This is a genomic window from Sphingopyxis sp. PET50, from assembly GCF_025244705.1.
GTDB lineage: Bacteria > Pseudomonadota > Alphaproteobacteria > Sphingomonadales > Sphingomonadaceae > Sphingopyxis.
Genome location: NZ_CP104207.1, coordinates 2,409,569 through 2,433,444, shown reverse-complemented (window position 1 = coordinate 2,433,444; position 23,876 = coordinate 2,409,569). Strand labels below are relative to the sequence as shown.

Below are 23,876 nucleotides of genomic sequence, written 5' to 3'. Positions count from 1 at the left end.
GATACTACTCCTTGCGCTTGTAGTACCGATAACCCCCGACCCAGGTTTCGAGCGGCGTCATGCGGCGGATTTCGTCGGGGCTGGCGAGCAGGGGATCGCTGTCGAGATAGACGAAGTCGGCGCGCATGCCCGGCATCAGCGTGCCGATGCGGTCCTCGGCGAAACCCGCGAAGGCAGCGGTGCGGGTGAAGCCGTCGAGCGCGGTTTCGCGGTTCACCGTCTCCTCGGGCCGCCAGCCGCCGAGCGGCTGGCCGTTCGCGTCGGTGCGCGAGATGGCGGCGGCCAGCCCCGCGAAGGGGTTGGCGCTTTCGACCGGCACGTCGGACCCGAAGGCGAGCCGCGCGCCCGACGCCGACAGGCTGCGCCAGGCATAGGCGCCCTTCAGCCGGTCGGGGCCGAGCCGGGCTTCGGCCATCAGCCGGTCCGACGTCTGGTGGACCGGCTGCATCGAGGCGATGACCTTCATGCTCGCGAAGCGCGGGATGTCGGCGGGGTCGACGATCTGCGCATGTTCGATGCGCCAGCGGCGTGTCCCGGGCAGGTCGGCGTCGAGGTCGGCGATGGCGTCGAGCGCCTCGGCATTGGCGGCGTCGCCGATTGCGTGGATCGCGACCTGGAACTTGTCCATCGACGCGCGCACCATCTTGTTGCGCAGCTGTGCGGGGGTGAGCAGCGGCAGGCCCCTCTGCCCCGGCGCGTCGCTGTAGGGCGCCTTCAGCCACGCCCCGCGCGAGCCGAGCGCGCCGTCGAGATAGAGCTTCACCCCGACCATGCGCAGCCGGTCGTCGTAGAGCCAGGGCGTCGGCTCCGACCCCGCGATCAGCGCCATATTGTCGATGTCGGCGCCATAGCCGATGATCCGCACCGCAAGCTGTTTCCGGTCGCCGGCGCGGCGGAAGGCCTGCCAATCCTCGATCGTCGTGCCCATGTCGGCGATCGCGGTGATCCCCTGTTCGAGCAGCTTCTGCTGCGCGAGGAAAAGCGCGCGGTCGCGGTCGCGCGCGAGGGGCCGGGGCTTGGCATTGTCGATCAGGCTCATCGCGGCATCGACAAAGACGCCGCTGGGTTTGCCGCCCGCCATTTCGATACGCCCGCCTTCGGGCGACTTGCTGGCCGCGCTGATCTTCGCGGCGTTCATCGCGGCCGTATTCGCCCAGCCGGCATGGCCGTCGACGCGTTCGAGCCACACCGCGCGGTCGGGAACCACCGCGTCGAGATCGGCGGCGGTCGGGAAGCGGCCGAGCCCCCATTTCTCCTGGTTCCAGCCGCGGCCGATGATCCACGGCATTTCGGGATTGTCGGCGGCATATTTGCGGATCGCCGCCTGCGCCTGCTCCAGCGACGTCGTTTCGCTGAGGTCGAGCAGCATCAGCGAAAAGCCGAGGCCCATGACATGGCCGTGCGCGTCGATGAGGCCGGGAATCAGGGTGCGGCCCTTGCCGTCCTCCTGGAAGTCGGGGCGTTCGGGGCGCTTGTCCTTGCGGTCGAGCAGCTGCTTCACCTTGCCCTGCGCGTCGATGACGAGGCCGGTGAAGCGGACGAGCTTGCCGTCGGCGTCGAGGGTGATGCCGTTGACATTGTCGACGAGCGTGTCGGCGTGGGCGGGGGTCGAGAGGAATAATGTGGCGAGTGCGGCAAAGATAAAGCCCCTCCCCTTCAGGGGAGGGGTTGGGGTGGGGTCCATCGGCCTTGCGCAAGGCCGATGGACCCCACCCGCTGCGACTAGGCGGCAAGCCGCCAAGTCTCGCTGCCCTCCCCTGAAGGGGAGGGCGTATTTCCAGGGAGCGCTCACTTCGGCAACCTCGTCACGAGCGAACTTGTGTCCTTGCGGCCGCCTCCCGCCCTTTGCACATCGGCGTAGAATTGATCGACGAGGCCCGCCACCGGCAGCGTCGCGCCGTTGACGCGCGCTTCGTCGAGCGCCAGCCCCAGATCCTTGCGCATCCAGTCGACCGCGAAGCCGAAGTCGAACTCGTCCTTTGCCATCGTGTCCCAGCGGTTGAGCATCTGCCAGCTCGCGGCGGCGCCGCCCGACACCGCCTCGAACACCTTGCCGGTGTCGAGCCGCGAGGCCTGCGCGAAACGCAGCGCTTCCGACAGGCCCTGCAGCACCCCGGCGATCGCGATCTGGTTGACCATCTTGGTCGTCTGCCCCGCGCCGGGGCCGCCGATATGCACAATGCGCGACGCATAGGCTTGCATGATCGGCGCGGCGGCCTCGAACGCCGCTTGTCTGCCGCCGCACATGATCGACAGCGTGCCGTTCTGCGCGCCCGCCTCGCCGCCCGACACGGGGGCGTCGACGACGAGCAGGCCGGGCGCTTCGGCCTCGACCGACAATTGGCGGGCGATGCGCGCCGACACGGTGGTGTGGTCGATGAACAGCGCGCCGCGGCGCATCGACCGGAAGGCGCCGTCGCGGCCGAGCGCGACCTGCGCCAGATCGTCGTCGTTGCCGACGCAGGTGATGACGACGTCGGCGCCGTCGGCGGCCTCGGCGGGCGTCGCGACAGCGCGCCCGCCGTGGAGGGCCACCCAGGCGTCGGCCTTGGCGCGCGTGCGGTTGTAGACCGTAAGGCTATGGCCCGCCCCGGCGAGATGACCCGCCATCGGCCCGCCCATGACCCCGATGCCGAGGAAGCTGATGCGCAATTTCTGTTCGCTCATGGCGAGGGGTCATAACCATGGTTTGGGCGGCGCGCTAGGTGGCCTGGACATAGCCCCTCCCCTTCAGGGGAGGGGTTGGGGTGGGGTCCATCGGCCTTGCGCGAGGCCGATGGACCCCACCCGCTGCGACTAACGAACAAGTTCGCAAGTCTCGCTGCCCTCCCCTGAAGGGGAGGGCGCAAGTAGCTCTTCCACTTCGCTTGGCTAGCCGTTAGGGCCGCTCGGCTATGACCGATCAACTCACCCTGACCTCCGCCGCCGACCTTCCGGCGATCACGCTCGACGATGTGCGCGCGGCGGCGGGGCGAATTAACGGCGCGGTCGTGCGCACGCCGACGCTCCATTCGCAGACGCTGTCCGAGCTGGTGGGCGCCGAGGTGTGGCTGAAGTTCGAGAATCTGCAGTTCACCGCGGCCTATAAGGAGCGCGGCGCGCTCAACGCGCTGCTGCTGCTCGACGACGAGGCGAAGGCGCGCGGCGCGATCGCGGCGTCGGCGGGCAATCATGCACAGGGCCTTGCCTATCACGGCAAGCGGCTCGGGGTGCCGGTGACCATCGTGATGCCGAGCACGACGCCGCAGGTGAAGGTGTCGCAGACCGCGAGTCACGGCGCGACGATCGTCCTCCACGGCGAGACCTTCGACGACGCCTATGCCCATGCGCGGGTGCTCGAAAAGGAACGCGGGCTGACCTTCGTCCATCCCTTCGACCATCCGCATGTCGCGGCGGGGCAGGGGACGGTGGCGCTCGAAATGCTCGAGGACGTGCCCGAGCTTGACACTTTGATCGTGCCGATCGGCGGCGGCGGGCTGCTCGCGGGCATGGGCACCGCGGCGCGCGGGATCAAGAATGACATGCGCCTCGTCGGGGTGCAGGCCGAGCTTTATCCGTCGATGTACGCCGAGCTGAACGGCGTCGATATGGCGTGCGAAGGCGACACGCTCGCCGAGGGCATCGCGGTGAAGGAGCCGGGCAGCTACACGCGCAAGCTGGTCGCGGCGCTCAACGACGACATCGTGCTGGTCGCCGAGCGGCATCTGGAGCGGGCGGTGAGCCTGCTGCTCCAGATCGAGAAGACGGTGGTCGAGGGCGCGGGGGCCGCCGGGCTCGCGGCGATGCTCGCGCATCCCGAGGAGTTCGCGGGGCGCAAGGTCGGGCTCGTGCTCACCGGCGGCAATATCGACACGCGGCTGCTCGCCAACGTGCTGCTGCGCGACCTTGCGCGTTCGGGCCGCATCGCGCGGCTGCGCATCCGCCTGCAGGACCGGCCGGGCGCACTGTTCAAGGTGATGAAGCTGTTCGACGAGAAGCAGGTCAACATCATCGAAATCTATCACCAGCGCATCTTCACGACCCTGCCCGCGAAGGGCCTGATCACCGACATCGAATGCGAGGCGCGCGACAAGGAGCATCTCGACAGCCTGGTCTCGGCGCTGCGCGAGGCGGGCTATATGGTGACGACGGTGGAGCTGGCATAGACCTTTAAGCCCCTCCTCTTCAGAGGAGGGGTTTGGGGTGGTGGACGCCGGTGCAGTGACACCACCCCGCTGCGACTAGGGCGCAAGCGCCCAAGTCTCGCTACCCCTCCTCTGAAGAGGAGGGGAGAAGGAATGCAATGAAAGAGTTTACCCTTCAACTCACCGCCACGCCCGACACGATCGACGAGCTCGGCCACGTCAACAACGCCGTCTGGGTGCAGTGGATCCAGCAGGCCGCGACCGGCCATTGGGACGCCGCGGCGCCGCAGGCGCACAAGGACGCCTATATCTGGGTCGTGGTGCGGCACGAGATCGACTATCTGCGCGCGCTCGGCCCCGGCGCGACGGTGACCGCGCGGACCTGGGTCGCCGACAAGCCGCAGGGGGCGAAGTTCGACCGTTTTATGGAGTTCGCCGGTGCCGATGGCCGCGTCCACGTGCGGGCACGCACGGTGTGGGCGCTGCTCGACAAGGCGAGCGGCTAGCCGCTGCGGGTGACGGACGAGGTGGTGGCGCCGTTTCGGGGATAGGTCGTTCGGGGCAGGGAGCGGACATCGGAAATCCGCGCCCCCTTTTTTGGCGATTATGTCTTTTGCAAACCCAAGGGGCCGGTCGGGATCGGGGTGGGAACAAGACGATCCTCCCCACTTGTGGGGAGGTGGCAGCCCGTAGGGCTGACGGAGGGGGTTCTCGTCCTTGGACGGCGCGTCAGGCCGACAGCCCCCTCCACCACCGCCTTCGGCGGCGGTCCCCCTCCCCGTTCCGGGGAGGATTTCTCACGGCCGCCACCGCCCGATACCGCCTGTTCAGCGGGCGTGTTTGCAAAGGACATGATCGCCCTTTTTTGCGGGGAGCAGCGTCCACGTCCGGTTTCGCCCGAAACCCGCCGGTCAGCCGAGGGGCTTGTCGTAGATCTGGTACACGCGATTGACCTTGGCCTCGATCGCCGCGGCGACCGCGTTCATCCCCTGATTGTCATCGAGTACCCAGCCGATGTCGCCATATTTGGTGCCATAGTCGCGCACCGCGTCGCGGCGGATGAATTCGATCATCATGAAGGCGAGGGCGCTCGCCATGCGGCTGTTCTGCAGCTTTTTCGCGACCCCCATCAGCGGCACGCGCAGCGTCACGCTCTTGGGCTTCCTGAGCCACCACAGCAGCCGCGCCCAGTTGAAGGGCCAGAGCGAACCGTCCATGTCGATCAGCAACTCGTTGATATTGGGCAGCACGATCATGAAGGCGACCGGCTCGCCATCGAGTTCGGCGACGCGGATCAGATCCTCGAAGACGATGTCCCTGAGCTTTTTGCCGATGAAGGCGATCTCGTGGTCGGTCAGCGGCACGAAGCCCCAATTGTCCGACCAGGCGTCGTTGAGCAGCCCCATGATGAGTGTCGCCTCGGCGTCGAACTTCTTCTTGTTCACCTTGCGGATGCGGATGCGCTCATTCTTCTCGCCCGCCGCGACGATGCGGTCGATCAGCGGCGGAAAGCCGCCATCGACCCGCACGCCATAGTTGAGCAATTGCTTGACCGGGCGATGGCCGGCCGCCTCGATCCAGCCGCGATAGAGCGGGCTGTTGTGCCCCATCATGATCGTCGGCACATCGTCGAAGCCCTCGATCAGCAGGCCGGGTTCGTCCCAGATCGAGATCGACAGCGGGCCGAGCGACCGCGTCATGCCCTGCCCGCGCAGCCAGTCCTCGGCGGTGACGAGCAGCGCGCGGGCGACCTCTTCATCCTCGGCTTCGAACATCCCCCAATTGCCGGTGCCGGGGCCCATGCCCTGCCCGGCGGGCTGTTCGAGCGCCAGCGTGTCGATATGCGCCGAGATGCGCCCGACCGTCCGCCCGTCGCGCCGCGCGGTGAACAGCTGCGCCTTGCCATGTTCGTACCAGGGATTCTTGCCGGGGGTCAGCAGGTCGAACACCTCGTTCCGCAGCGGCGGCACCCACGCCGGATCGCCGCGGTTGAGGCGATAGGCGAGCTCGACGAATTCGCGCTTGTCGCCCTTGGTTTTCACGGGGTGGATGGTGACGGGGCCTTGATGATGGGCGGCCATGGCTGGTTTCCTGTTTCGGGCGTCCTATATCTGTGACGCGGCATTAGGGCATAGCTGTGGCGGTGGCGACCCGCATTCGGCCATTTTGCTGCCATGAAATCATGGTGAAGACCTGGATATGACGACGATCAACCCCCCTGCCGATCGGATCGCGACCCCCTTCGTGTCCGGAGCGGTCAAGACGCCCCCGTCGGCGGACGCCGACAAGAGTCCGAAGCCGGCGGACGCCGACAAGAGTCGGAAGCCCGCGATTGCGGACGACAAGGCGATGCTGCGCGCCGCGTCGGATCTGACGCGCGACCTGGTGACCCCCAGCGCGCGCATCTACTGGACCGATTTCCTGGGCTCGGCGCTGCTCGGCTATGCCGGCGTCGCGGGGGCGATCCTGGCGCCGTCGACCGGCTGGGCGCTCGCCGCGGCGGTTGTCGCCGTGCTCGCCCTCTACCGCGCGGGCAGCTTCATCCACGAGCTGACGCATATCCGCAAACAGGCGCTGCCGGGTTTCCGGCTCGCGTGGAATGCGCTGATCGGCGTGCCGATGCTGATCCCCTCCTTCCTCTACGAAGGCATCCACAGCCTGCACCACAACCGCACCAAATATGGCACGGTCGAGGACCCCGAATATCTGCCGCTGGCGCTGATGAAGCCGTGGACGGTGCCGCTGTTCGTGGTCGCGGCGGCCTTTGCGCCGTTCGCCCTGCTGTTCCGCTTCGCGGTGCTGACGCCCTTGTCTTTCCTCATCCCGCCGCTGCGCAAGCTGGTGATGGAGCGTTATTCGGGCCTCATCATCAACCCGCTGTTCCGCCGCCGCGCGCCCGAGGGCGAGTTCCGCCGCCAATGGGCGTGGCAGGAGGGCGGCGCCTGGGCGTGGTCGACGCTGCTGATCGTCGCGGGCGCGCTCGGCTGGGTGCCGCTGCGCGCGCTGCTGATCTTCGGCGCGATCGCCTCGGCCAGCCTGGTGTTCAACCAGATCCGCACCCTCGTCGCGCATCTGTGGGAAAATGACGGCGGCGAGCTGACCGTCACCGCGCAGTTCCTCGACAGCGTCAACGTGCCGCCGCCGGGGCTGCTGCCCGAAATCTGGGCGCCGGTGGGCCTGCGTTACCATGCGCTGCACCACCTGCTGCCCGGCGTGCCCTATCACGCGCTGCCCGAAGCGCACCGCCGCCTGAAGGACGCGCTGCCCGCCGATTCGCAATATCATGGCGCGAATTACGACAGCCTGCCCAAGCTGGTGATGAATCTGGTTGCGGGTTCGGCGCGGGGGGGCGCGGCTGCCTGAAAACAGGTTTCGTCATTGCGACCCCGGCGAAAGCCGGGGAAGCAATTCAGAGCGGTTTACGCGGGCTCTGGATTGCCGCGTCCCCCGGCTTCCGCCGGGGTCCTCGTAATGACGAAAGTCGTATCTATTCCTCGGTCCGTATCAGGATCATCTCGCCGATCAGCGCGAAGAGGATGAACGGTCCCCATGCCGCCAGAAACGGCGAGTAGGCGCCGAGATCGCCCATCGCGAGCGCGAAATTGTCGGCAACGAAATAAGCGAAGCCGAGCGCCATGCCGACGATCGCGCGCACGAACAATTTGCCCGAGCGCGCGAGGCCGAAGGCCGCGACCGCACCGAGCAGCGGCATCAATATCGCCGACAGTGGCCCCGAAATCTTGTGCCACAGCACGCCCTTCAGCGCATCGACCGGCTAGCCCGCGGCCTCGAGATCGTCGATCGCGCTCTTGAGCTGGAGAAAGGGCAGCTGGTCGCCCTTGACCTGTGCCAGCGTGAACTGGTCGGGGGTGACGCCCTTCGCCGCGACGATCGTGCCGAGCGGCTGGAGCGTGCCCGAACGGCGGATGAACCGCTTGGCATTGGTCAGCTCCCAGCCGCCCGCCACCGCGCGCGCGCTGTCGGCTGACAGGATCGACGACAGCACGCCGCCGCTGCGTTCATAGATCTTGACCCCGGTCAGCGTGACCAACGGGCCGCCCGTCTGAACCGTGGCCGCGTTGATCAGATTGTCGCCCGCGCGCACCCAGATGTTGCTGCGCACGCCATTGTCGACCGGCACCTTGGCATATTGCACCTTTTGCCAGGCCGCGAGCGCCGCGGTCGAACGCGCGACGATGCGTTCGTTGAAGGCGAAGCTGATCCCGGCGACGAGGAAAGCGGCGAGGAACAGCGGCGCCAGCACCTGATGCGCGGACATGCCGGCGCCCTTCATCGCGATGACCTCGCTGTTCTGGTTCAGCGTCGCGAGCGTCAGGATCGTGCCGAGCAGCACCGAAAAGGGCAGGAAGGTCTCGACGATCTGCGGGATGCGCAGGCCGACATAGCGCCACACTTCGGCATCGCCATTGCCCGCGACCGCCAGGATCTTGCCGCTTTCGCCGAGCAGGTCGAGCGTCTGGAGGATCAGCACCAGCGCGAACAGGATCGCAAAGGTGCGGACGAGGAACAGCCGCCCGACATAGAGCGCCATGGTGCGCGACGGAAAGAAATGCAGCTGGTGCATCATTCGGCCGCCTGCAGCGCGGGGCGCGGCTTGCGCTGGAAGATTTTCACCAGCCCGCGAATCCGCTCGCCCGCCTTGGCGGCGACGCGTTCGAGCGCGCCGATCGGCTGGCCGCCGGGCACATGCGCGGTCTGATAATACATCCAGAAGGCGAGGCCGGCGAAGAGCAGGAAGGGCACCCACAGCGCGATCAGCGGATCGACGGTGCCGCGCGCGCCCATATCCTCGGCATATTCGTTGATCTTGTGCTGGGTCACCAGCAGCACGATCGACAGGAAGACGCCGAGCGACGACGTCGATCTTTTGGGCGGAATGGCGAGCGCGATCGCGATCAGCGGGATCAGGAACATCGACGCGACCTCGACGATGCGGAAATGGAAGTTCGCGCGCGATTCGAGCCGGGTGGCGACCGTCTGTCGGCTGTCCTTGCCGACGACGAACAGTTCGGGAATCGTCAGTTCGCGATCGGCGCCGCCGCGCAATCGGAAGGCGTCGATCTTGGGCAGCGGGATCGGCAGGTCGTGATTGTCGAAGGTCAGCACGCGCGGCACCGGGAATTTGGGCGATTCGTGGATCAGCACGCCCCTGGTCAGCCGCAGGATGATCGTGTCGGGGTCGTCGGTGGCGAGGAACTGGCCCCCGGCGGCGGTCGCCGACACGGCCTGCCCGTCCTTCTGCTCGCCGCGCACGAAGATGCCGCGCAGGGTCCGTCCCTCGTTCGCGCTTTCCTCGATGCGCAGCGTCATGCGGGTGCCGAGGTTGGTGAATTCGCCGACCTTGATCGACGCGCCGAGCGCGCCCGAGCGTAGTTCGAATTGCAGCCCTTCATAGGCGTAGCGGGCATAGGGCTGGATGAAGCCGACGATCGCGAGGTTGAGCAGCGCGAGCGCGAAGGCAAAGGCATAGGGCACGCGCAGCAGCCGCCCGAAGCTCATGCCCACGCCCTTGAGCACGTCGAGTTCGCTCGACGTCGCGAGGCGGCGGAAGGCGAGCAGGATGCCGAGCATCAGGCCGATCGGGATGCCGAGCGAGAGATATTCGGGGATCAGATTGGCGAGCATCCGCCACACGACGCTGACCGGGCCGCCCTCGTTGGCGACGAAATCGAACAGCCGCAGCATCTTTTCGAGCACGAGCAGCATCGCCGACAGAACCAGCGTGCCGAGCATGGGGAAAAAGATGAGCCGCGCGATGTAGCGGTCGATGGCGGGCAATCTATTCAAGCTTTCGTCGCCCCATCACCATGATTTGGCCGCAAATGATTCCGATATGCCGATTCAAGGGCGACAGGGACCCGTGCTGGCCGTGGCTGGCATGGCTATAGCCATTGGGAGCTAATGCGTCATGTCGAAATTTGTATCGGCATCTCTCTGCATCATGTTGCTGGCGGTCTCCATGCCCGTCCAGGCATCGGGGCAGGTCCTGTCGAACGACCTGTCGAAATGCAGGAGCGGGCCGTCCACCCTGGTCCAGATCAGCGGCATCAAGAGCGGCGGCGGCAAGCTGCGCATCCAGAGCTATCGCGCCAATGCGTCCGATTGGCTCGCCAAGGGCCGTTGGATCAACCGCATCGAAGTGCCCGCGCGCGCGGGCTCGATGACCGTGTGCGTGCCGCTTCCCGCGGCCGGCAGCTATGGCATCGCGGTGCGCCACGACATCAACGGCAACGGCAAGACCGACCTGTCGTCGGACGGCGGCGGCATGTCGAACAACCCGAGCATCAACATCTTCAACCTCGGCAAGCCGAGTTACAAGAAGACGGCCTTTGCGGTCGGCGATGCGCCGAAGACGATCTCGATCAGCATGAAATATATGTAGGGAAATGGCCAGCGTCGCGCTCCTTTCCAATCCGCGTTCGACGGGCAACCGGGCCCTGTTGCCGCGCGTGCGGGAATATTGCGCCGCGCATCCCGACATCTTTCATTACGAGGTCGAGGACGTCGACCAGATCGGCGAGGCGATTCGCACCATCGCGATGGTCAACCCGCGCATCGTCGCGATCAACGGCGGCGACGGCACGGTGCAGGCGGCGCTGACCGAGCTGTATTCGGGCGGCCATTTCGGCGGCTCGCCGCCGCCGGTCGCGGTGCTGCCCAACGGCAAGACCAATTTGATCGCGCTCGACCTGGGCGCGGAGGGCGATCCGCTCAAGGCGCTCGAACGCGTGATCGAACTGGTCGAATCGGGCCGGATCGAGGATCATGTCATCGAACGCCAGCTGATCTCGCTCGACAGCGGCGGCGAAGCCCGGCCGGTGCTCGGCATGTTCCTCGGCGGCGCCTATCTCGCCGACGTCATGCTCTATTGCCGCAACCGCATCTATCCGCTCGGCCTGCCGAACGGCGTGTCGCATTTCCTGGCGGCGGTGCTCGGCCTGTTCGCGATGATCCTCGGCCTCGGCGGCGGGCGGCTGCCGCCCAAGCCCGAACCGATGACCGTGTCGCTGATCCGTCAGGGCGAGTTCAAGGGCAAATTCTCGCTGCTGATCGTCACGACGCTCGAGAAACTGCTGCTCAGCATCCGCACGAGCGAGGCGCATGGCACCAACGGCCACATGAAATTGCTCGCGACCGATACCAGCGTCGGTGCGCTGTTCCGCATGCTCGGCGGCGCCTGGCGCGGCACGCTCGGCCAGCACCATCTGGCGGGGGTGCATTTCGAGCAGGGCGATGAAATCCGCATCGAGGGCAAACGGTCGAACGTCATCCTCGACGGCGAGATCTTCGAGGCGACGGGCGGCAGGCCGATCGTGCTGACCTCGACCCAGCCGGTGCCCTTCCTGCGCCTCGCCGCCTGAGGGCATTCCCGTGGCTCGGCCCGAATTTCCCAGCCGCTTCCCCGAGCGAAGACGAGGGACTCCTTCGAGCGGAGCGAGAAGCATCGGACGTCGAAGGCCTCGACTTCGCTCGGCCGGGCCCCTCGTCTTCGCTCGGGGAAGCGGAGGGTTTGGTGTCGCTGGTCCGCGCCGAACTTTCCATCCCCGTCGATCCGCGCGTCCGCGCGATGGCGGCGGCGATCGCGGCGCATTATCCGGGCTCGGCGCGCGCGGTGCTGTTTTACGGCAGTTGCCTGCGCGAAAGCGAACTCGACGGGCTGATGCTCGATTTCTACCTGATCGTCTCGGACTATGGCGACGCCTATGACCGGCGCTGGATGGCGGCGGCGAACCGGCTGATCCCGCCCAACGTCTTTCCCTTCCAGCATCAGGGGCTGATCGCCAAATATGCGGTGCTCAGCGAGGCCGACTTCGACCGGCTCAACGGGGCCGGGACGCGCAACGTGTCGGTGTGGGCGCGCTTCGCCCAGCCGTCGCGGCTGGTGTGGGCGGTCGACGACACCGCGGCGGAGCGCGCCGTTGCGGCCGTGTCGCGCGCCGCGCCAACGCTGCTCGCCGCGGCGGGGCGTGTCGAGGGCGAGGATGTCCTCGACTGGTGGCGCCGTGCCTTCTCGCTGACCTACGCCGCCGAACTGCGCGCCGAGCGCAAGGGACGGGCGCAATCGGTGGTCGATGCCGACCCGGAACGCTACCGGCGCTTCGGTGCCCCCGCGATCGCCGCCATTCCCGCGAACGCGCGCGGCGGCGGCTGGCTGCGCCGCCGCGTCGAAGGCAAGGCGCTCAGCATCATCCGGCTTGCGAAGGCGAGCCTGACCTATGCCGGCGGGATCGATTACCTTGCCTGGAAGATCAACCGCCACGCGGGGACGAAGATCGAGATCAAGCCCTGGCAACGGAGATGGCCGCTGGTCGCGGCGCTGACGCTGGTGCCGCGATTGATGCGGAGCGGGGCGATCCGGTAGGCTGTTTCGGGCGGTTGCGGATGTTCCTTCTCCCCTCCCTGCAAGGGAGGGGTCGGGGTGGGTGGCCGCCAAAGGCGGCGCTTTTCCTCTTGCTCGCTGCGCTCGCTACCCACCCCTAACCCCTCCCTAAAAGGGAGGGGAATGTCTTGTGTCCACCCCAACGCCGCTGCTCTGGCTTCTACCCGAACGCCGCGACCTTTTCCGCCGGGCGCGGTTCGGTGCTTCGCCGGATCGCCTGGTCGAGCTGGGTCAGCGTGAAGGGCTTGCGCAGCACGTCATGGTCGCCGAAGCTGGCGATCTCGCTCGCGTCGCCTGCGAAACCGGTCACGAACAGCACCGCGAGATCGGGCCAGCGCTGCTTCAGTCCGGCGACCATTTCGGGGCCGGTCAGTTCGGGCATCAGCACGTCGGACAGGATCAGGTCGAAGCCATGCGCCTCGACCAGCGCCGCGGCCTCGCGCGGGTCGCCGCACGCGACGGCGCGGTGGCCCAGTTCCTCGACCGCCTCGACCGTCGCGGTCAGGACGCGCGGATCGTCCTCGACCACCAATATCTGCAGCGCGTCGCTCGCCGCCGCCGCGGCGGCGGCCGGGGCGGCGGGGAGGTCGGCCGGCATCGCGGCGGGCGGGCGCGCGACGGGCAGCAGCATCGCGACGCGGGTGCCTTCGCCTTCGGCCGACTGGATCTGCACCTCGCCCTCCGACTGGCGGCAGAAGGCGAAGACCTGGCTCATGCCGAGGCCGGTACCCTGGCCCGCGGGCTTGGTCGTGTAAAAGGGGTCGAAGACGCGTTCGAGCACTTCGGGCGACATGCCGCAGCCGGTGTCGATCACCTGCACCGCGAGCGCCGCCGCCTCTTCCTCTTCGTCGCGCAAGGTGCGGATCGTCAGCGAGCCATGCCCCTCCATCGCGTCGCGCGCGTTGACCGCGAGGTTGAGCAGCGCGTTCTCGAACTGCTGGCGGTCGAGCCAGCAGGCGAGCCCCGGCGCCTGCAGGTCGAGCGTCAGCGCGATGCGGTCGCCGATCGTGCGTTCGATCAGCTCGGCGAAGGCGGCGATGCTGTCGTCGACGACCATCATCTCGGGCCGCGCGGGTTCGGACCGCGCAAAGGCGAGCAGGCGGCGGGTCAGGTCGGCGGCACGGTTGGCGCCGTCGAGCGCATTGTGGATATGCCGCTGCGCCTTGTCGGGCGCGTCGGCGAGCCAGCGCTGCGCGAGTTCGAGCCCGCCGACGACCACCGCGAGCATATTGTTGAAATCATGCGCGATGCCGCCGGTCAGCTGGCCGACCGCCTCCATCTTCTGCGCCTGGCGGAGCTGGTCCTCGGCCGCCGCGCGCTCGGCCATCTCGCTGCGCAGCGCGAGGTTCGCGCGCGCCAGCTCGGCGGTGCGGTCCTCGACCGCCGATTCGAGCTGCGCCGCGCGCTCGCTTTCGGCGAACTGTTCGCGGCGCGCGAGCCGCCGCTCGCCTTCGGCGCGGACGAGCGAGAAGGTAGCGACGATCGCGATGATCGCGGCGCTCGGCGCCGAGCAGCGAAAAGAGCAGGATCGCCTGGTTCAGGCTGGCACGGTCGGACGCCGCGATCCGGTTGCGTTCGGCGAGCAGGGTGCGCTCGTTGCGGATCAGCTCGGTGAGCAGCCGGTCGATCCGCACCAGCGCGGCATCATGGCCCGCGGCATTATATTTGGAGATGGCCGCGACGGTCTGGCGGTAATTGGCGCTGAGCGCGGCATCGCCGAGCTGCTGGCCGCGGCGGTCGAGCTCGGCGGTCAATTGCTTGACCAGTTCGGCCGCCTTCGGATTGTCGCGCACGTTGCGGCGCAGCAGCGTCAGATATTGGCGCGCGACGCCCCATTGCTGCTGATAGACGCGGCCATCCTCCTTTTGCAGCCCGACCGCGAAACGCCCGAGCGCCGCCTCGGCGCGCGCCAGCGCGGCGTCGAGGCTGCGCGTCTGCGAGATGACCTCCAGGCTGTGCGCCTGCGAGCTCAGCGAGCGATCGTAATTGTCGTTGGCGCGGGTCACCAGCAGGACGAGGGCGACCACGACGCCGGTCAGGATCGCGCCCACGCCAACGGTCAGCCAGAAGCGGATCCGCCCGCGCCGGTCGTCGTTTTCGCTGTCGTAATCCCGCTCGAACACCGCCGCCTTGTACCGGACAAGCGCCGCGCCGCAAAGCCACGAACGAGATCGCGGCGGCCCCGCCCGATCAATTCGCCCCGAAAAGGAATCCGCTGGTCGGCGCCGGCGCCCGGTTCAGCCGATAATCCCCACGGCCTTGCCGGCGCGCTCGAAGCGGCCCAATATCTCGCCGACCTGCGCGCTCGAATGCTCGGCGCAGAGCGAACAGCGCAGCAATGTCATGCCCGCGGGGGTCGCGGGCGGGCGCGCGAGGTTGACGTAGAGGCCTTCCTCCAGCAGCGCCTCCCACATCATCGCGCCCTTTTCGAGATCGGGCATGATCACCGCGATGATCGCCGACTGCGGCTCGTCGGTGCCGAGCGTGAAGCCCAGGTCGCGCAGCCCCTTGTGCAGCGCCTTGCTGTTCTCCCACAGATGGGCGCGCTTGTTCGACCCGTGCATCAGCTTGCGGATGCTCGTCGCGGCGGTCGCGACGACGCTCGGCGGCAGCGAGGCGGTGAACACATAAGGGCGGCAGACGAGCCGCATGATCTCGAACTTCGGATGGTTCGACACGCAGAAGCCGCCGACGGTGCCGACGCTCTTGCTGAAAGTGCCGATGATGAAGTCGACATCGTCGATCACCCCCTGCGCCTCGGCGACGCCGCGGCCATGCTCGCCGATGAAGCCCATCGAATGTGCCTCGTCGACCAGCACCATCGCGCCGTTTTCCTTGGCGATGCGCACCATCTCCTTCAGCGGGGCGACATCGCCGAGCATCGAATAGACGCCCTCGAGCACCACCAGCTTGCCCGCTTCGGGGGGCAGGCGCTTCAGCCTTTTCTCCAGCGCTTCGATGTCGTTGTGGCGAAAGGCGACGATCTCGGCATCGCCCATCTTGCAGCCGTCGTAGATCGAGGCGTGGCTGTCGATGTCGAGGATGACGTAGTCGCCCTTGCCGGCGATCGTCGAAATGATGCCGAGGTTCGCCTGGTAACCGGTCGAGAACACCATGGCATGATCCATGGCGTAGAACTCTTTCAGCGCCTCCTCGCACTCCTTGTGCCCCTGATAGGTGCCGTTGAGCACGCGGCTGCCGGTGGTGCCGCTGCCGAATGTGTCGAGCGCCTCCTTGCCCGCGGCGATGACATCCGCGTCGAAGGTCATGCCCATATAATTATAGGTGCCGAGCAGGATCGTCTCGCGCCCGTTGCAGATCGCGACGGTGGGGGAGACGACGCGCTCCATCACCAGGCTGAACGGGTCGGTGACGCCGGTCGCGAGCAGGGCCTCGCGCTGCTGGATGAGCGGATCGAATTTGGAAAAAAGGTCGGCCATATCAAATATCCAAAGACCGTTCGCATCGAGCGAAATCGAGATACCCCTCGAACTTGCGCTATCCCGGCGGGTGCCTCGACTTCGCTCGACACGAACGGAGAAAGAGGCGTCAGCCCTGCAGTTTTTCCACCGCGGCGACGAGTTGGCCGACATTCTCGATCTCGGCCTGCTGGTTCATGCTGATGATGATGTCGAACGTGTCTTCCACCTCCGCGACGAAATCCATCACCGTCAGGCTGTCCCACTCGAGGTCGCCCGCGAAAGTCGTGGCGTCGGTCAGTTCGACGCCCTTTTTGTTGAACGGCGCGATCAGGCCGTGAATCTGGTCCTTGAGGCTGCTCATTGGCTGCGTCCCGTAAAGAGGAATGTTGCGCGCGGCCATGCCGCGCCCCCGCCCGCTTGGCAAGCGAATGCGGCGGTATTCGGGCAGCATCTTGCCCGCGCCGGACGGACGTGCCATCGAACGGGCGTGGGGCGAAGGAACAGGCGGGCGATGGTGCAAGAAACGAAGGGCGAGGAAAAGCCGGCGACATCCTTTCCGGTGAACGCCGCGCATCTGGTGCGCACGACGCAGCAGCTGACCATGCAATTGTCGCAGATGGCCGACCAGAAGGCGTCGATCCTGATGGGCGCGACCTTCGTCGTCTTCACGCTCGCGGTCGGACAGGCGCGCTCGGGCGGCGGCGCGCTCGCGATGCCGCTGACGATCCTCGCGACCTTTTCCTTCCTGTCGGCGCTGCTCGCGGTGTCGGCGGTGCTGCCGCGGGTGGGGAAGGGGCCGCCGGTCGATTATCGCGACGGCAAGGATCACAGCAACATCCTCTTCTTCGGCCGCTTCGCGCAGATGAGCGAGGACGAGTTCATCGCCGCGATCAAGGAGCGGATGCGGACCGAGGAGGATATGTACGAAGCGATGCTGCGCGACACCTATCAGAACGGCATCGTGCTGGCGCGGCGCAAATATCGCTATCTCGCTTATGCGTACCGGCTGTTCGTCGTCGGGCTGAGCCTGACCTTCGCCGCCTTCGCGGTCGAGATGGTGATGCTGTGGAGCCGATGACGCGCTGATGGGCCGAGCTGACCGGTTTGGGGTGGTGAGCGGACATTTGAGGAATGAACCGGTTTCCCCTCCCGCAAGCGGGAGGGGCAGCGAGACTTACGAACTTGTTCGTTAGTCGCAGCGGGGTGGGCCATCGCGACGCCGCTGCCCACCCCCGACCCCTCCCGCCTGCGGGAGGGGAGATAAACGTCCGCCCCCACCCCAAACCCCTCATCCCTGTTGCCTTTATGCCACCCGCGGCAACGAAACGCCGCCTTGCCCGCGCCCGCGATTGAAACCTCCGCTCGGCCGCGCCTATCCGGGCTGGCTGTGTTGCAGAAGACCACCCCCCTGACCGCGGAGATTCCGCATGGCCTCGGCGCCGAATTCCGCGCGACGCTGGCGCTTGCCTGGCCGCTGGCGGCGGCGAATCTGCTGCAGATGCTGGTCCATGCGATCGACGTGATCTTCGTGGCGCGGCTCGGCGATACGGCGCTCGCCGCCTCGTCGCTCGGCGTCTCGGTCTTCGGGCTGCTGCTGTGGACCGGCTCGGGCCTCGTCGGCGCGTCGGCGCCGCTGATCGCTGCCGAACTCGGGCGGCGCAAGCATGCGGTGCGCGAGGTGCGGCGCACGGTGCGCATGGCGCTGTGGCTCAGCGCGCTCGTCTCGCTGGCCTTCATGGGCATTTGCGCGGCGGGCGGGCCGATCATGCGCGCGACGGGGCAGGCCCCCGACCTGTCGGCGCGCGCCGCGGGGTTCCTCCTCATCCTGCTGTGGGGCATGTTCCCGATGATCGCCGCGAGCGTGCTGCGCATCTTCGTCTCGGCGCTCGGCTAAGCCGAAGATCGCGACCGCGATCACCTTCGGCGCGCTCGGGGTCAACGCGCTCGGCAATTGGGCGCTGGTGTTCGGGCATCTCGGCCTTCCCGCGCTCGGTCTGCACGGCTCGGCGCTGTCCAGCGTGATGACCAGCACGCTGATGCTGCTCGCCTATGTCGTCGTCATCCAGTCCGACCGGCGGCTGCGGCGCTATCATCTGTTCGGCAACTGGTGGCGCGGCGAATGGACGCGCTTTTTCGACATGCTGCGCATCGGCGCGCCGATCGCGCTGACCATCCTGGCCGAGGCGGGGCTGTTCACCGGCGCCGCCTTCCTGATGGGGCGCATCGGCGAGGCGCAGCTCGCGGGGCATACGATCGCGCTGCAGGTTGCGGCGCTCGCCTTCCAGATTCCCTTCGGGGTCGCGCAGGCGGCGACGATCCGCGTCGGCCTCGCCTATGGCGCGCGCGACCGTCGCGGCATCGCCCATGCCGGGACCGCGGCGATGATGCTGGGCATCGGCTTCATGGGGCTGACCGCGCTGACGATGTGGCTGTTCCCGTCGCTCGTGCTGTCGATCTATGTCGATGTTAACGCCGCAAAGAATGCGGCGCTCGTCGGCTTCGCGATGCAGTTCCTGGTGGTCGCCGCGGCCTTTCAGCTGTTCGACGGCGCGCAGGCGGTCGCGGCGGGCGCGCTGCGCGGCCTGCAGGACACGCGCACCCCGATGATCATCGCGATCTGCGGTTACTGGATCGGCGGTTACGGGACCGCGATCTACCTCGGCTTCTTCACGCCATGGGCGGGGGTCGGGGTGTGGATCGGGCTGGCGGTCGGGCTGGTCGTGGTGGCGGGCCTGCTCATGCTGCGCTGGCGGATGCGGTCGCGACTGGGGCTGCTTCCTGTTCCTGCGACCATCCCGAAATGACCAAGCTTTGCGCTCCCGCGAAGGCGGGAGCCCAGGGGTTGCGAAAGCCCAGCTTGGCGCAATGACGATCTGGGTCCCGCCTTCGCGGGGACACACGGCTTTGCCGTGAAACTGGGCCTAGCCCAGCTTCCGCAGACGCTCCTCTACCTGTGCATGAAGTGCTTGTAACCACTCGCGTCCGGCGTCGGGTTTGAAGGCGTCTATGGGGGAGTGGCCTTTCTTGGCGTTGCACGGTTTGCACGCCAGCACCAGATTCTGGATAGCGTTGGCAGCGTCGCCGGTCTGGCCTTCGACATGATCTATGGTGGCCGTGTCCTTCGCCAAGGTCGCAGAGCAATAAAAGCAGGTTGCGCCATGAGCCCCGACAGCCTTCTTCAAACTGTTCGTTGCACTCCATGGCCCGTCGGCGACTCCGGCGACCCAGTAGAGTGGTACTTTCATCTCGTCACTGTGCAGACGCGCAAACACAAGCGCCCGATAGGGCATCGAATTGAGGCAGGGGCGGGCCGCGATTTCCGGCCGCTCCAACTCTTCCTGCGCTGTCTTTCGTATCGCTTTGCCTGCCATGCCGAGCGTTATGGCGCGCAAGCGTAAAATTTTCGTTGGACCCGCTTGACGCTATCACATCCCCCGCCCATATGCCCGCCTGTTAGCACTCACCCATGGCGAGTGCTAAAGACCATTGTTCGCAAAATGGAGGGAGTCCCATGGCTCAATTTCGTCCGCTGCACGACCGCGTGCTCGTCCGCCGTATCGAAGCCGAAGAAAAGACGGCCGGCGGCATCATCATCCCCGACACCGCCAAGGAAAAGCCGCAGGAAGGCGAAGTCGTCGCCGTCGGCACCGGCATCAAGGCCGAGGACGGCAAGGTCACGCCGCTCGACGTCAAGTCGGGCGACCGCATCCTGTTCGGCAAATGGTCGGGCACCGAGGTCAAGGTCGACGGCGAAGAGCTGCTGATCATGAAGGAATCGGACATCCTCGGCGTCATCGCCTGAGCGATTTCATCGAATTCAGTGTGAAGTTGCGCAGTTTTCTGCGCCTTTGAAAGGAACAAGCACATGGCTGCTAAAGACGTCAAATTCTCGCGCGACGCGCGCGAACGCATCCTGAAGGGTGTCGACACCCTCGCCGACGCGGTGAAGGTCACCCTCGGTCCCAAGGGCCGCAACGTCGTGATCGACAAGAGCTTCGGCGCGCCCCGCATCACCAAGGACGGCGTCACCGTCGCCAAGGAAATCGAACTGAAGGACAAGTTCGAGAATATGGGCGCGCAGATGCTGCGCGAAGTCGCCAGCAAGGCGAACGACAAGGCCGGCGACGGCACCACCACCGCGACCGTGCTCGCCCAGGCGATCGTGCGCGAGGGCATGAAGTCGGTTGCTGCCGGCATGAACCCGATGGACCTGAAGCGCGGCATCGACCTCGCGGTCACCAAGGTCGTCGAAACGATCAAGGCGCAGTCGAAGCCGGTTTCGGGCACCGCTGAAATCGCCCAGGTCGGCATCATCTCGGCCAATGGCGACAAGGAAGTCGGCGAGAAGATCGCCGAAGCGATGGACAAGGTCGGCAAGGAAGGCGTGATCACCGTCGAGGAAGCCAAGGGCCTCGATTTCGAGCTCGACGTCGTCGAAGGCATGCAGTTCGACCGCGGCTATCTGAGCCCCTATTTCATCACCAACCCGGAAAAGATGCTCGTCGAGCTGACCGATCCCTATATTCTGATCTTCGAGAAGAAGCTGTCGAACCTCCAGTCGATGCTGCCGATCCTCGAAGCGGTGGTGCAGTCGGGCCGTCCGCTGCTGATCATCGCCGAGGACATCGAGGGCGAAGCGCTCGCGACCCTCGTCGTGAACCGCCTGCGCGGCGGCCTGAAGGTCGCGGCCGTCAAGGCGCCGGGCTTCGGCGACCGCCGCAAGGCGATGCTGCAGGACATCGCGATCCTGACCGCCGGCGAAATGATCAGCGAGGACCTCGGCATCAAGCTGGAGAGCGTCACGCTCAACATGCTCGGCCAGGCCAAGCGCGTCACCATCGACAAGGACAACACCACCATCGTCGACGGTGCGGGCGAGGCCGATGCGATCAAGGGCCGCGTCGAACAGATCCGCGCGCAGATCGAAACCACCACGTCGGACTACGACCGTGAAAAGCTGCAGGAACGTCTGGCGAAGCTCGCCGGCGGCGTTGCGGTGATCAAGGTCGGCGGCGCTTCGGAGGTCGAGGTGAAGGAACGCAAGGACCGCGTCGACGACGCGCTCCACGCGACCCGCGCCGCGGTCGAGGAAGGCATCGTCCCCGGCGGCGGTACCGCGCTCCTCTATGCGACCAAGGCGCTCGAAGGCCTGTCGGGCATCAACGAGGACCAGACCCGCGGCATCGACATCATCCGTCGCGCGCTGCAGGCTCCGGTCCGCCAGATCGCCGAGAACGCGGGCTTCGACGGCGGCGTCGTCGCCGGCAAGCTGTTCGACCAGCAGGACACGAGCTTCGGCTTCAACGCCTCGACCGACGTCTATGAAGATCTGGTCAAGGCCGGCGTCATCGACCCGACCAAGGTCGTGCGCATCGCGCTGCAGGACGCCGCCTCGGTCGCCGGCCTGCTGATCACCACCGAAGCGGCGGTGAGCGAGCTGCCCGACGACAAGCCGGCGATGCCCATGGGCGGCGGCGGCATGGGCGGCATGGGCGGCATGGATTTCTAAGGTCCGACGCCGGCCTGCCGAACGGCCAAGTCACAAGGAAGGGCCGGGAGAGCGATCTCCCGGCCCTTTTTCTTTGGCGATCATGTCTTTTGCAAACCGGCGTGGACGGCGGCTTTGGGGTGTATTGCAGTCATTCCCCTCCCTTTTAGGGAGGCGATTATGTCCATTGCAAACACGCCCGGTGAACAGGCGGTATTGGGCGGGAGCGGACATTGGAATAGATCAGGCCCTCCCCTTCAGGGGAGGGCAGCGAGACTTACGAACTTGTTCGTTAGTCGCAGCGGGTGGGGTCCATCGGCCTTGCGCAAGGCCGATGGACCCCACCCCAACCCCCTCCCCTGAAGGGGAGGGGCTTTATGTCCGCCTTCCACCCCGATCCCGACAGGCCGCTTGGGTTTGCAAAAGATATAATCGCCTTTAGGGAGGGGTTAGGGGTGGGTAGCGAGCGCAGCGAGCAAGAAGGAAGAACGCCGCCTTCGGCGGCCACCCACCCCCGACCCCTCCCTTGCAGGGAGGGGAGATCAGCGTCCATTCCCGTCCGATACCAGCCGTTCAGCGGGCGTGTTTGCAAAGGACATAATGGCCATTCTTTTGGTCAATCGGAACCTCTTCGGCCTGGCTTTGCTGTTGCAAAAATGCGGTGATGCCCTTCTATCGCCAAAAAGGGAGGCGGCTGACGTGAAGCGTTTTTGGGGATGGGCGGCGATGACGGTGAGTCTGGCCGCGGCTGGCGCGGTCGCCACGCAGGCTTTCGCCATCCCCGAGCCCGATCTCGTCTTCCGCGCCACGCCGGTGGTCGACCCGGCGACGCGCGAGATCGACGCGATCGACATCGACATGGTCTTTCGCGGCGCCGCCGACGGCACGACCCGCGTCGAATTTCCCGACGAATGGGGCGGCTTTTCCGGCCTCTATCGCTATGCGAACCATATCCGTGCCGACGGTGCCACAATGGCGGCGGGCACGAAGCCGGGCGAACGGCTGCTGACCCACGAACCCGGCGCGACGGTCCGCCTGTCCTATCGCATCGCGCGCCGGATCATCGCCGACCCGCTCGACGGCAACGAGCGCGTCAACAATTACAAGCCGATCGTCACCGCCGACTATTTCCACCTGCTCGGGCCGACCTATATCGCCCGGCCGAGCCATCTCGATGACAGCAGGGCGGTACGGGTCGAGCTTGGCGCGATGCCCGCGGGCATGAGCCTGGCCTCCGACCTCCAGCATGTCGCGGCGGGGGCGAACACCGATTTCGCCACGCTGGTCGACAGCGTGATCGTCGGCGGCGATTTCCGGCTGCTCGACACCGGCGACGGCGCGCGCATCGCGATCCGCGGCACCTTCAAGAGCCGTACCGATGCCGAATGGCTGTCCTCGTTGCGCCGCGTCGCGGTGACCGCGCGCGACTATTGGGGCGACGGCGATTTCCCCTATCTGGTCACGATCATGGCCAGCCCGCGGCAGCCGCACGGCCGCCAGAACGGCGGCACCGGCCTTGGCGACGCCTTCGCCTTTTTCGCGACCGAGGACAGCGATCCGCTCGTCATCGACGACACGATGATGCACGAAATGACGCATACGTGGATCACCAATCGCGTCGGGCAGCTGGCGCTGACCGGCGGGCGCGAGGCCGAGCAATATTGGCTGTCCGAGGGCTTCACCGACTTTGTGAAGATGCGGCTGATGGTGCGCGCCGGGCTGTGGGACGCCGCCGCCTTCGCCGGGGCCTTCAACGCGCTGCAGTCCGAACTCGCCGCCTCGCCCTTCGTCGCGGCGCCGAATCTGGAGGTCGCGCCGAAATTCTGGACCGACCACAGCGGCCAGCGATTGCCCTATCTGCGCGGCGCCCTGTTCGCGATGCTCGCCGATCAGCTGCTGCGGCGGAAAAGCGGCGGGCGCGCGACGATGGACGATGTGCTGCGCGGCATGAAGGCGCGCGCCGCGGCGGGCGACCCCGGCGATGCGATCGCGCTGTTCCGCGCGGGGCTGACCGCGAAGGGGGTCGGGGCGGGCCCGCTGATCGCGCGGCATATCGACCAGGGCGTTCCGATCGTGCTGGCGCCGGACAGCTTTGCGCCCTGCGGCACGCTCGAGGCGCGCAGCACGCCCGCCTGGACGCCGGGCTTCGCCGTATCGGCGCTGCGCGGCGACATGCGCGTGATCGGCGGGGTGGAGGAGGGCGGTCCGGCGTGGAAGGCGGGGCTGCGCGACGGCATGAAGGCGCTCGGCTGGTCGATCTATGCGAACGACATGACAAAAGAGATCGAGATCACCATCGACGACGGCGGCAAGCCGCGCGAGGTCAAATATCTGCCGGTCGGCGACCGTCAGGTTCATTATCAGGAACTGGTGCTGCGGCCCTTGTCGAGCGATGCCGAACGGGCGCTATGCCTGAAGCGCCTCGGTGGCGTATGAGCGGA

The 23,876-nt window shown here is 66.7% G+C and carries 21 protein-coding genes and 1 pseudogene; 12 read left to right on the top strand and 10 right to left on the bottom strand.

The features are described from left to right. Window positions 1-4 precede the first annotated feature (4 nt). Window positions 5-1,684 carry an amidohydrolase gene (locus N0A20_RS12765; RefSeq protein ID WP_260580734.1) on the bottom strand — a complete coding sequence of 560 codons (1,680 nt, stop codon included), beginning with the start codon at window positions 1,682-1,684 and terminating at the stop codon, window positions 5-7. 104 nt (window positions 1,685-1,788) lie between these two features. Then, a complete protein-coding gene (locus N0A20_RS12760) occupies window positions 1,789-2,667 on the bottom strand; it encodes an NAD(P)-dependent oxidoreductase (protein ID WP_260580733.1) in 879 nt (292 codons plus the stop codon). A gap of 227 nt (window positions 2,668-2,894) precedes the next feature. On the opposite strand from N0A20_RS12760, the gene N0A20_RS12755 reads away from it, so the two are divergent. Next, window positions 2,895-4,145: a threonine ammonia-lyase gene (locus N0A20_RS12755; RefSeq protein WP_260580732.1), complete on the top strand. Its 1,251-nt coding sequence runs from the start codon at window positions 2,895-2,897 to the stop codon at window positions 4,143-4,145. 137 nt (window positions 4,146-4,282) lie between these two features. Next, window positions 4,283-4,630 carry an acyl-CoA thioesterase gene (locus N0A20_RS12750; RefSeq protein ID WP_260580731.1) on the top strand — a complete coding sequence of 116 codons (348 nt, stop codon included), beginning with the start codon at window positions 4,283-4,285 and terminating at the stop codon, window positions 4,628-4,630. Window positions 4,631-5,035: 405 nt separating this feature from the next. Here the strand turns inward: N0A20_RS12750 and N0A20_RS12745 are convergent, their stop codons facing one another. Continuing rightward, complete coding sequence (locus N0A20_RS12745; protein WP_260580730.1) at window positions 5,036-6,205, bottom strand: N-acetyltransferase; 1,170 nt, start codon at window positions 6,203-6,205, stop codon at window positions 5,036-5,038. 118 nt (window positions 6,206-6,323) lie between these two features. Here N0A20_RS12745 and N0A20_RS12740 point away from each other — a divergent pair, with 118 nt between their 5' ends. Further along, window positions 6,324-7,487, top strand: a complete 1,164-nt coding sequence (locus tag N0A20_RS12740) for a fatty acid desaturase family protein (RefSeq protein ID WP_260580729.1) — start codon at window positions 6,324-6,326, stop codon at window positions 7,485-7,487. Between the two features lie 124 nt (window positions 7,488-7,611). On the opposite strand, the pseudogene lptG reads toward N0A20_RS12740, so the two are convergent. Further along, window positions 7,612-8,709: pseudogene (lptG, locus tag N0A20_RS12735) on the bottom strand (LPS export ABC transporter permease LptG). Further along, complete coding sequence (lptF, locus tag N0A20_RS12730; protein WP_409574792.1) at window positions 8,709-9,878, bottom strand: LPS export ABC transporter permease LptF; 1,170 nt, start codon at window positions 9,876-9,878, stop codon at window positions 8,709-8,711. The pseudogene lptG and the gene lptF overlap by 1 nt, the downstream one beginning before the upstream one ends. A 226-nt stretch (window positions 9,879-10,104) precedes the next feature. On the opposite strand from lptF, the gene N0A20_RS12725 reads away from it, so the two are divergent. The 3 genes from N0A20_RS12725 (at window position 10,105) to N0A20_RS12715 (ending at window position 12,507) form a co-directional block, all read left to right on the top strand. Continuing rightward, complete coding sequence (locus N0A20_RS12725; RefSeq protein ID WP_260580727.1) at window positions 10,105-10,527, top strand: DUF2141 domain-containing protein; 423 nt, start codon at window positions 10,105-10,107, stop codon at window positions 10,525-10,527. Between the two features lie 4 nt (window positions 10,528-10,531). Continuing rightward, entirely contained in the window at window positions 10,532-11,506 is a 975-nt protein-coding gene (locus N0A20_RS12720; protein ID WP_260580726.1) for a diacylglycerol/lipid kinase family protein, read from the top strand. Window positions 11,507-11,655: 149 nt separating this feature from the next. Then, window positions 11,656-12,507 carry a hypothetical protein gene (locus tag N0A20_RS12715; RefSeq protein ID WP_409574684.1) on the top strand — a complete coding sequence of 284 codons (852 nt, stop codon included), beginning with the start codon at window positions 11,656-11,658 and terminating at the stop codon, window positions 12,505-12,507. Window positions 12,508-12,685: 178 nt separating this feature from the next. Here N0A20_RS12715 and N0A20_RS12710 read toward each other — a convergent pair whose 3' ends face one another. From N0A20_RS12710 to N0A20_RS12695, 4 genes are all read right to left on the bottom strand, one after another. Next, complete coding sequence (locus N0A20_RS12710; protein ID WP_260580725.1) at window positions 12,686-13,852, bottom strand: ATP-binding protein; 1,167 nt, start codon at window positions 13,850-13,852, stop codon at window positions 12,686-12,688. Next, on the bottom strand, window positions 13,764-14,648 hold the full coding sequence (locus N0A20_RS12705; protein ID WP_260580724.1) for a CHASE3 domain-containing protein: 885 nt from the start codon (window positions 14,646-14,648) through the stop codon (window positions 13,764-13,766). The genes N0A20_RS12710 and N0A20_RS12705 overlap by 89 nt, the downstream gene beginning before the upstream one ends. 114 nt (window positions 14,649-14,762) lie before the next feature. Further along, window positions 14,763-15,965 (bottom strand): serine palmitoyltransferase, encoded by a 1,203-nt coding sequence (gene spt / locus N0A20_RS12700; RefSeq protein ID WP_260580723.1) that lies wholly within the window; start codon window positions 15,963-15,965, stop codon window positions 14,763-14,765. A 109-nt stretch (window positions 15,966-16,074) separates the two neighbouring features. Then, window positions 16,075-16,308: an acyl carrier protein gene (locus N0A20_RS12695; RefSeq protein ID WP_260580722.1), complete on the bottom strand. Its 234-nt coding sequence runs from the start codon at window positions 16,306-16,308 to the stop codon at window positions 16,075-16,077. Window positions 16,309-16,458: 150 nt separating this feature from the next. Between N0A20_RS12695 and N0A20_RS12690 the strand changes: the two genes are divergently transcribed. From N0A20_RS12690 to N0A20_RS20195, 3 genes are all read left to right on the top strand, one after another. Then, window positions 16,459-17,025: a Pycsar system effector family protein gene (locus tag N0A20_RS12690; RefSeq protein ID WP_260580721.1), complete on the top strand. Its 567-nt coding sequence runs from the start codon at window positions 16,459-16,461 to the stop codon at window positions 17,023-17,025. A gap of 312 nt (window positions 17,026-17,337) precedes the next feature. Next, window positions 17,338-17,841: an MATE family efflux transporter gene (locus tag N0A20_RS20200; RefSeq protein WP_312846540.1), complete on the top strand. Its 504-nt coding sequence runs from the start codon at window positions 17,338-17,340 to the stop codon at window positions 17,839-17,841. Between the two features lie 67 nt (window positions 17,842-17,908). Then, complete coding sequence (locus N0A20_RS20195; RefSeq protein ID WP_312846539.1) at window positions 17,909-18,751, top strand: MATE family efflux transporter; 843 nt, start codon at window positions 17,909-17,911, stop codon at window positions 18,749-18,751. A gap of 117 nt (window positions 18,752-18,868) precedes the next feature. On the opposite strand, the gene N0A20_RS12680 is transcribed toward N0A20_RS20195, so the two are convergent. Continuing rightward, window positions 18,869-19,318: an HNH endonuclease gene (locus tag N0A20_RS12680; RefSeq protein WP_260580720.1), complete on the bottom strand. Its 450-nt coding sequence runs from the start codon at window positions 19,316-19,318 to the stop codon at window positions 18,869-18,871. Between the two features lie 140 nt (window positions 19,319-19,458). Here N0A20_RS12680 and groES point away from each other — a divergent pair, with 140 nt between their 5' ends. From groES to N0A20_RS12665, 3 genes are all read left to right on the top strand, one after another. Further along, window positions 19,459-19,749 (top strand): co-chaperone GroES, encoded by a 291-nt coding sequence (gene groES / locus N0A20_RS12675; RefSeq protein WP_260580719.1) that lies wholly within the window; start codon window positions 19,459-19,461, stop codon window positions 19,747-19,749. A gap of 63 nt (window positions 19,750-19,812) precedes the next feature. Beyond that, entirely contained in the window at window positions 19,813-21,456 is a 1,644-nt protein-coding gene (groL, locus tag N0A20_RS12670) for a chaperonin GroEL (RefSeq protein WP_260580718.1), read from the top strand. 678 nt (window positions 21,457-22,134) lie between these two features. Further along, on the top strand, window positions 22,135-23,871 hold the full coding sequence (locus tag N0A20_RS12665; protein ID WP_260580717.1) for a hypothetical protein: 1,737 nt from the start codon (window positions 22,135-22,137) through the stop codon (window positions 23,869-23,871). Window positions 23,872-23,876 lie beyond the last annotated feature (5 nt).

Excerpts from the sequence above, each read along its gene's own strand:
- N0A20_RS12765 (WP_260580734.1), bottom strand. The coding sequence starts at position 1,684 with ATGGACCCCACCCCAACCCCTCCCCTGAAGGGGAGGGGCTTTATCTTT.
- N0A20_RS12760 (WP_260580733.1), bottom strand. The coding sequence starts at position 2,667 with ATGAGCGAACAGAAATTGCGCATCAGCTTCCTCGGCATCGGGGTCATG.
- N0A20_RS12755 (WP_260580732.1), top strand. The coding sequence starts at position 2,895 with ATGACCGATCAACTCACCCTGACCTCCGCCGCCGACCTTCCGGCGATC.
- N0A20_RS12750 (WP_260580731.1), top strand. The coding sequence starts at position 4,283 with ATGAAAGAGTTTACCCTTCAACTCACCGCCACGCCCGACACGATCGAC.
- N0A20_RS12745 (WP_260580730.1), bottom strand. The coding sequence starts at position 6,205 with ATGGCCGCCCATCATCAAGGCCCCGTCACCATCCACCCCGTGAAAACC.
- N0A20_RS12740 (WP_260580729.1), top strand. The coding sequence starts at position 6,324 with ATGACGACGATCAACCCCCCTGCCGATCGGATCGCGACCCCCTTCGTG.
- lptF (WP_409574792.1), bottom strand. The coding sequence starts at position 9,878 with ATGCTCGGCACGCTGGTTCTGTCGGCGATGCTGCTCGTGCTCGAAAAG.
- N0A20_RS12725 (WP_260580727.1), top strand. The coding sequence starts at position 10,105 with ATGCCCGTCCAGGCATCGGGGCAGGTCCTGTCGAACGACCTGTCGAAA.
- N0A20_RS12720 (WP_260580726.1), top strand. The coding sequence starts at position 10,532 with ATGGCCAGCGTCGCGCTCCTTTCCAATCCGCGTTCGACGGGCAACCGG.
- N0A20_RS12710 (WP_260580725.1), bottom strand. The coding sequence starts at position 13,852 with ATGGCCGAGCGCGCGGCGGCCGAGGACCAGCTCCGCCAGGCGCAGAAG.
- spt (WP_260580723.1), bottom strand. The coding sequence starts at position 15,965 with ATGGCCGACCTTTTTTCCAAATTCGATCCGCTCATCCAGCAGCGCGAG.
- N0A20_RS12695 (WP_260580722.1), bottom strand. The coding sequence starts at position 16,308 with ATGAGCAGCCTCAAGGACCAGATTCACGGCCTGATCGCGCCGTTCAAC.
- N0A20_RS12690 (WP_260580721.1), top strand. The coding sequence starts at position 16,459 with ATGGTGCAAGAAACGAAGGGCGAGGAAAAGCCGGCGACATCCTTTCCG.
- N0A20_RS12680 (WP_260580720.1), bottom strand. The coding sequence starts at position 19,318 with ATGGCAGGCAAAGCGATACGAAAGACAGCGCAGGAAGAGTTGGAGCGG.
- groES (WP_260580719.1), top strand. The coding sequence starts at position 19,459 with ATGGCTCAATTTCGTCCGCTGCACGACCGCGTGCTCGTCCGCCGTATC.
- groL (WP_260580718.1), top strand. The coding sequence starts at position 19,813 with ATGGCTGCTAAAGACGTCAAATTCTCGCGCGACGCGCGCGAACGCATC.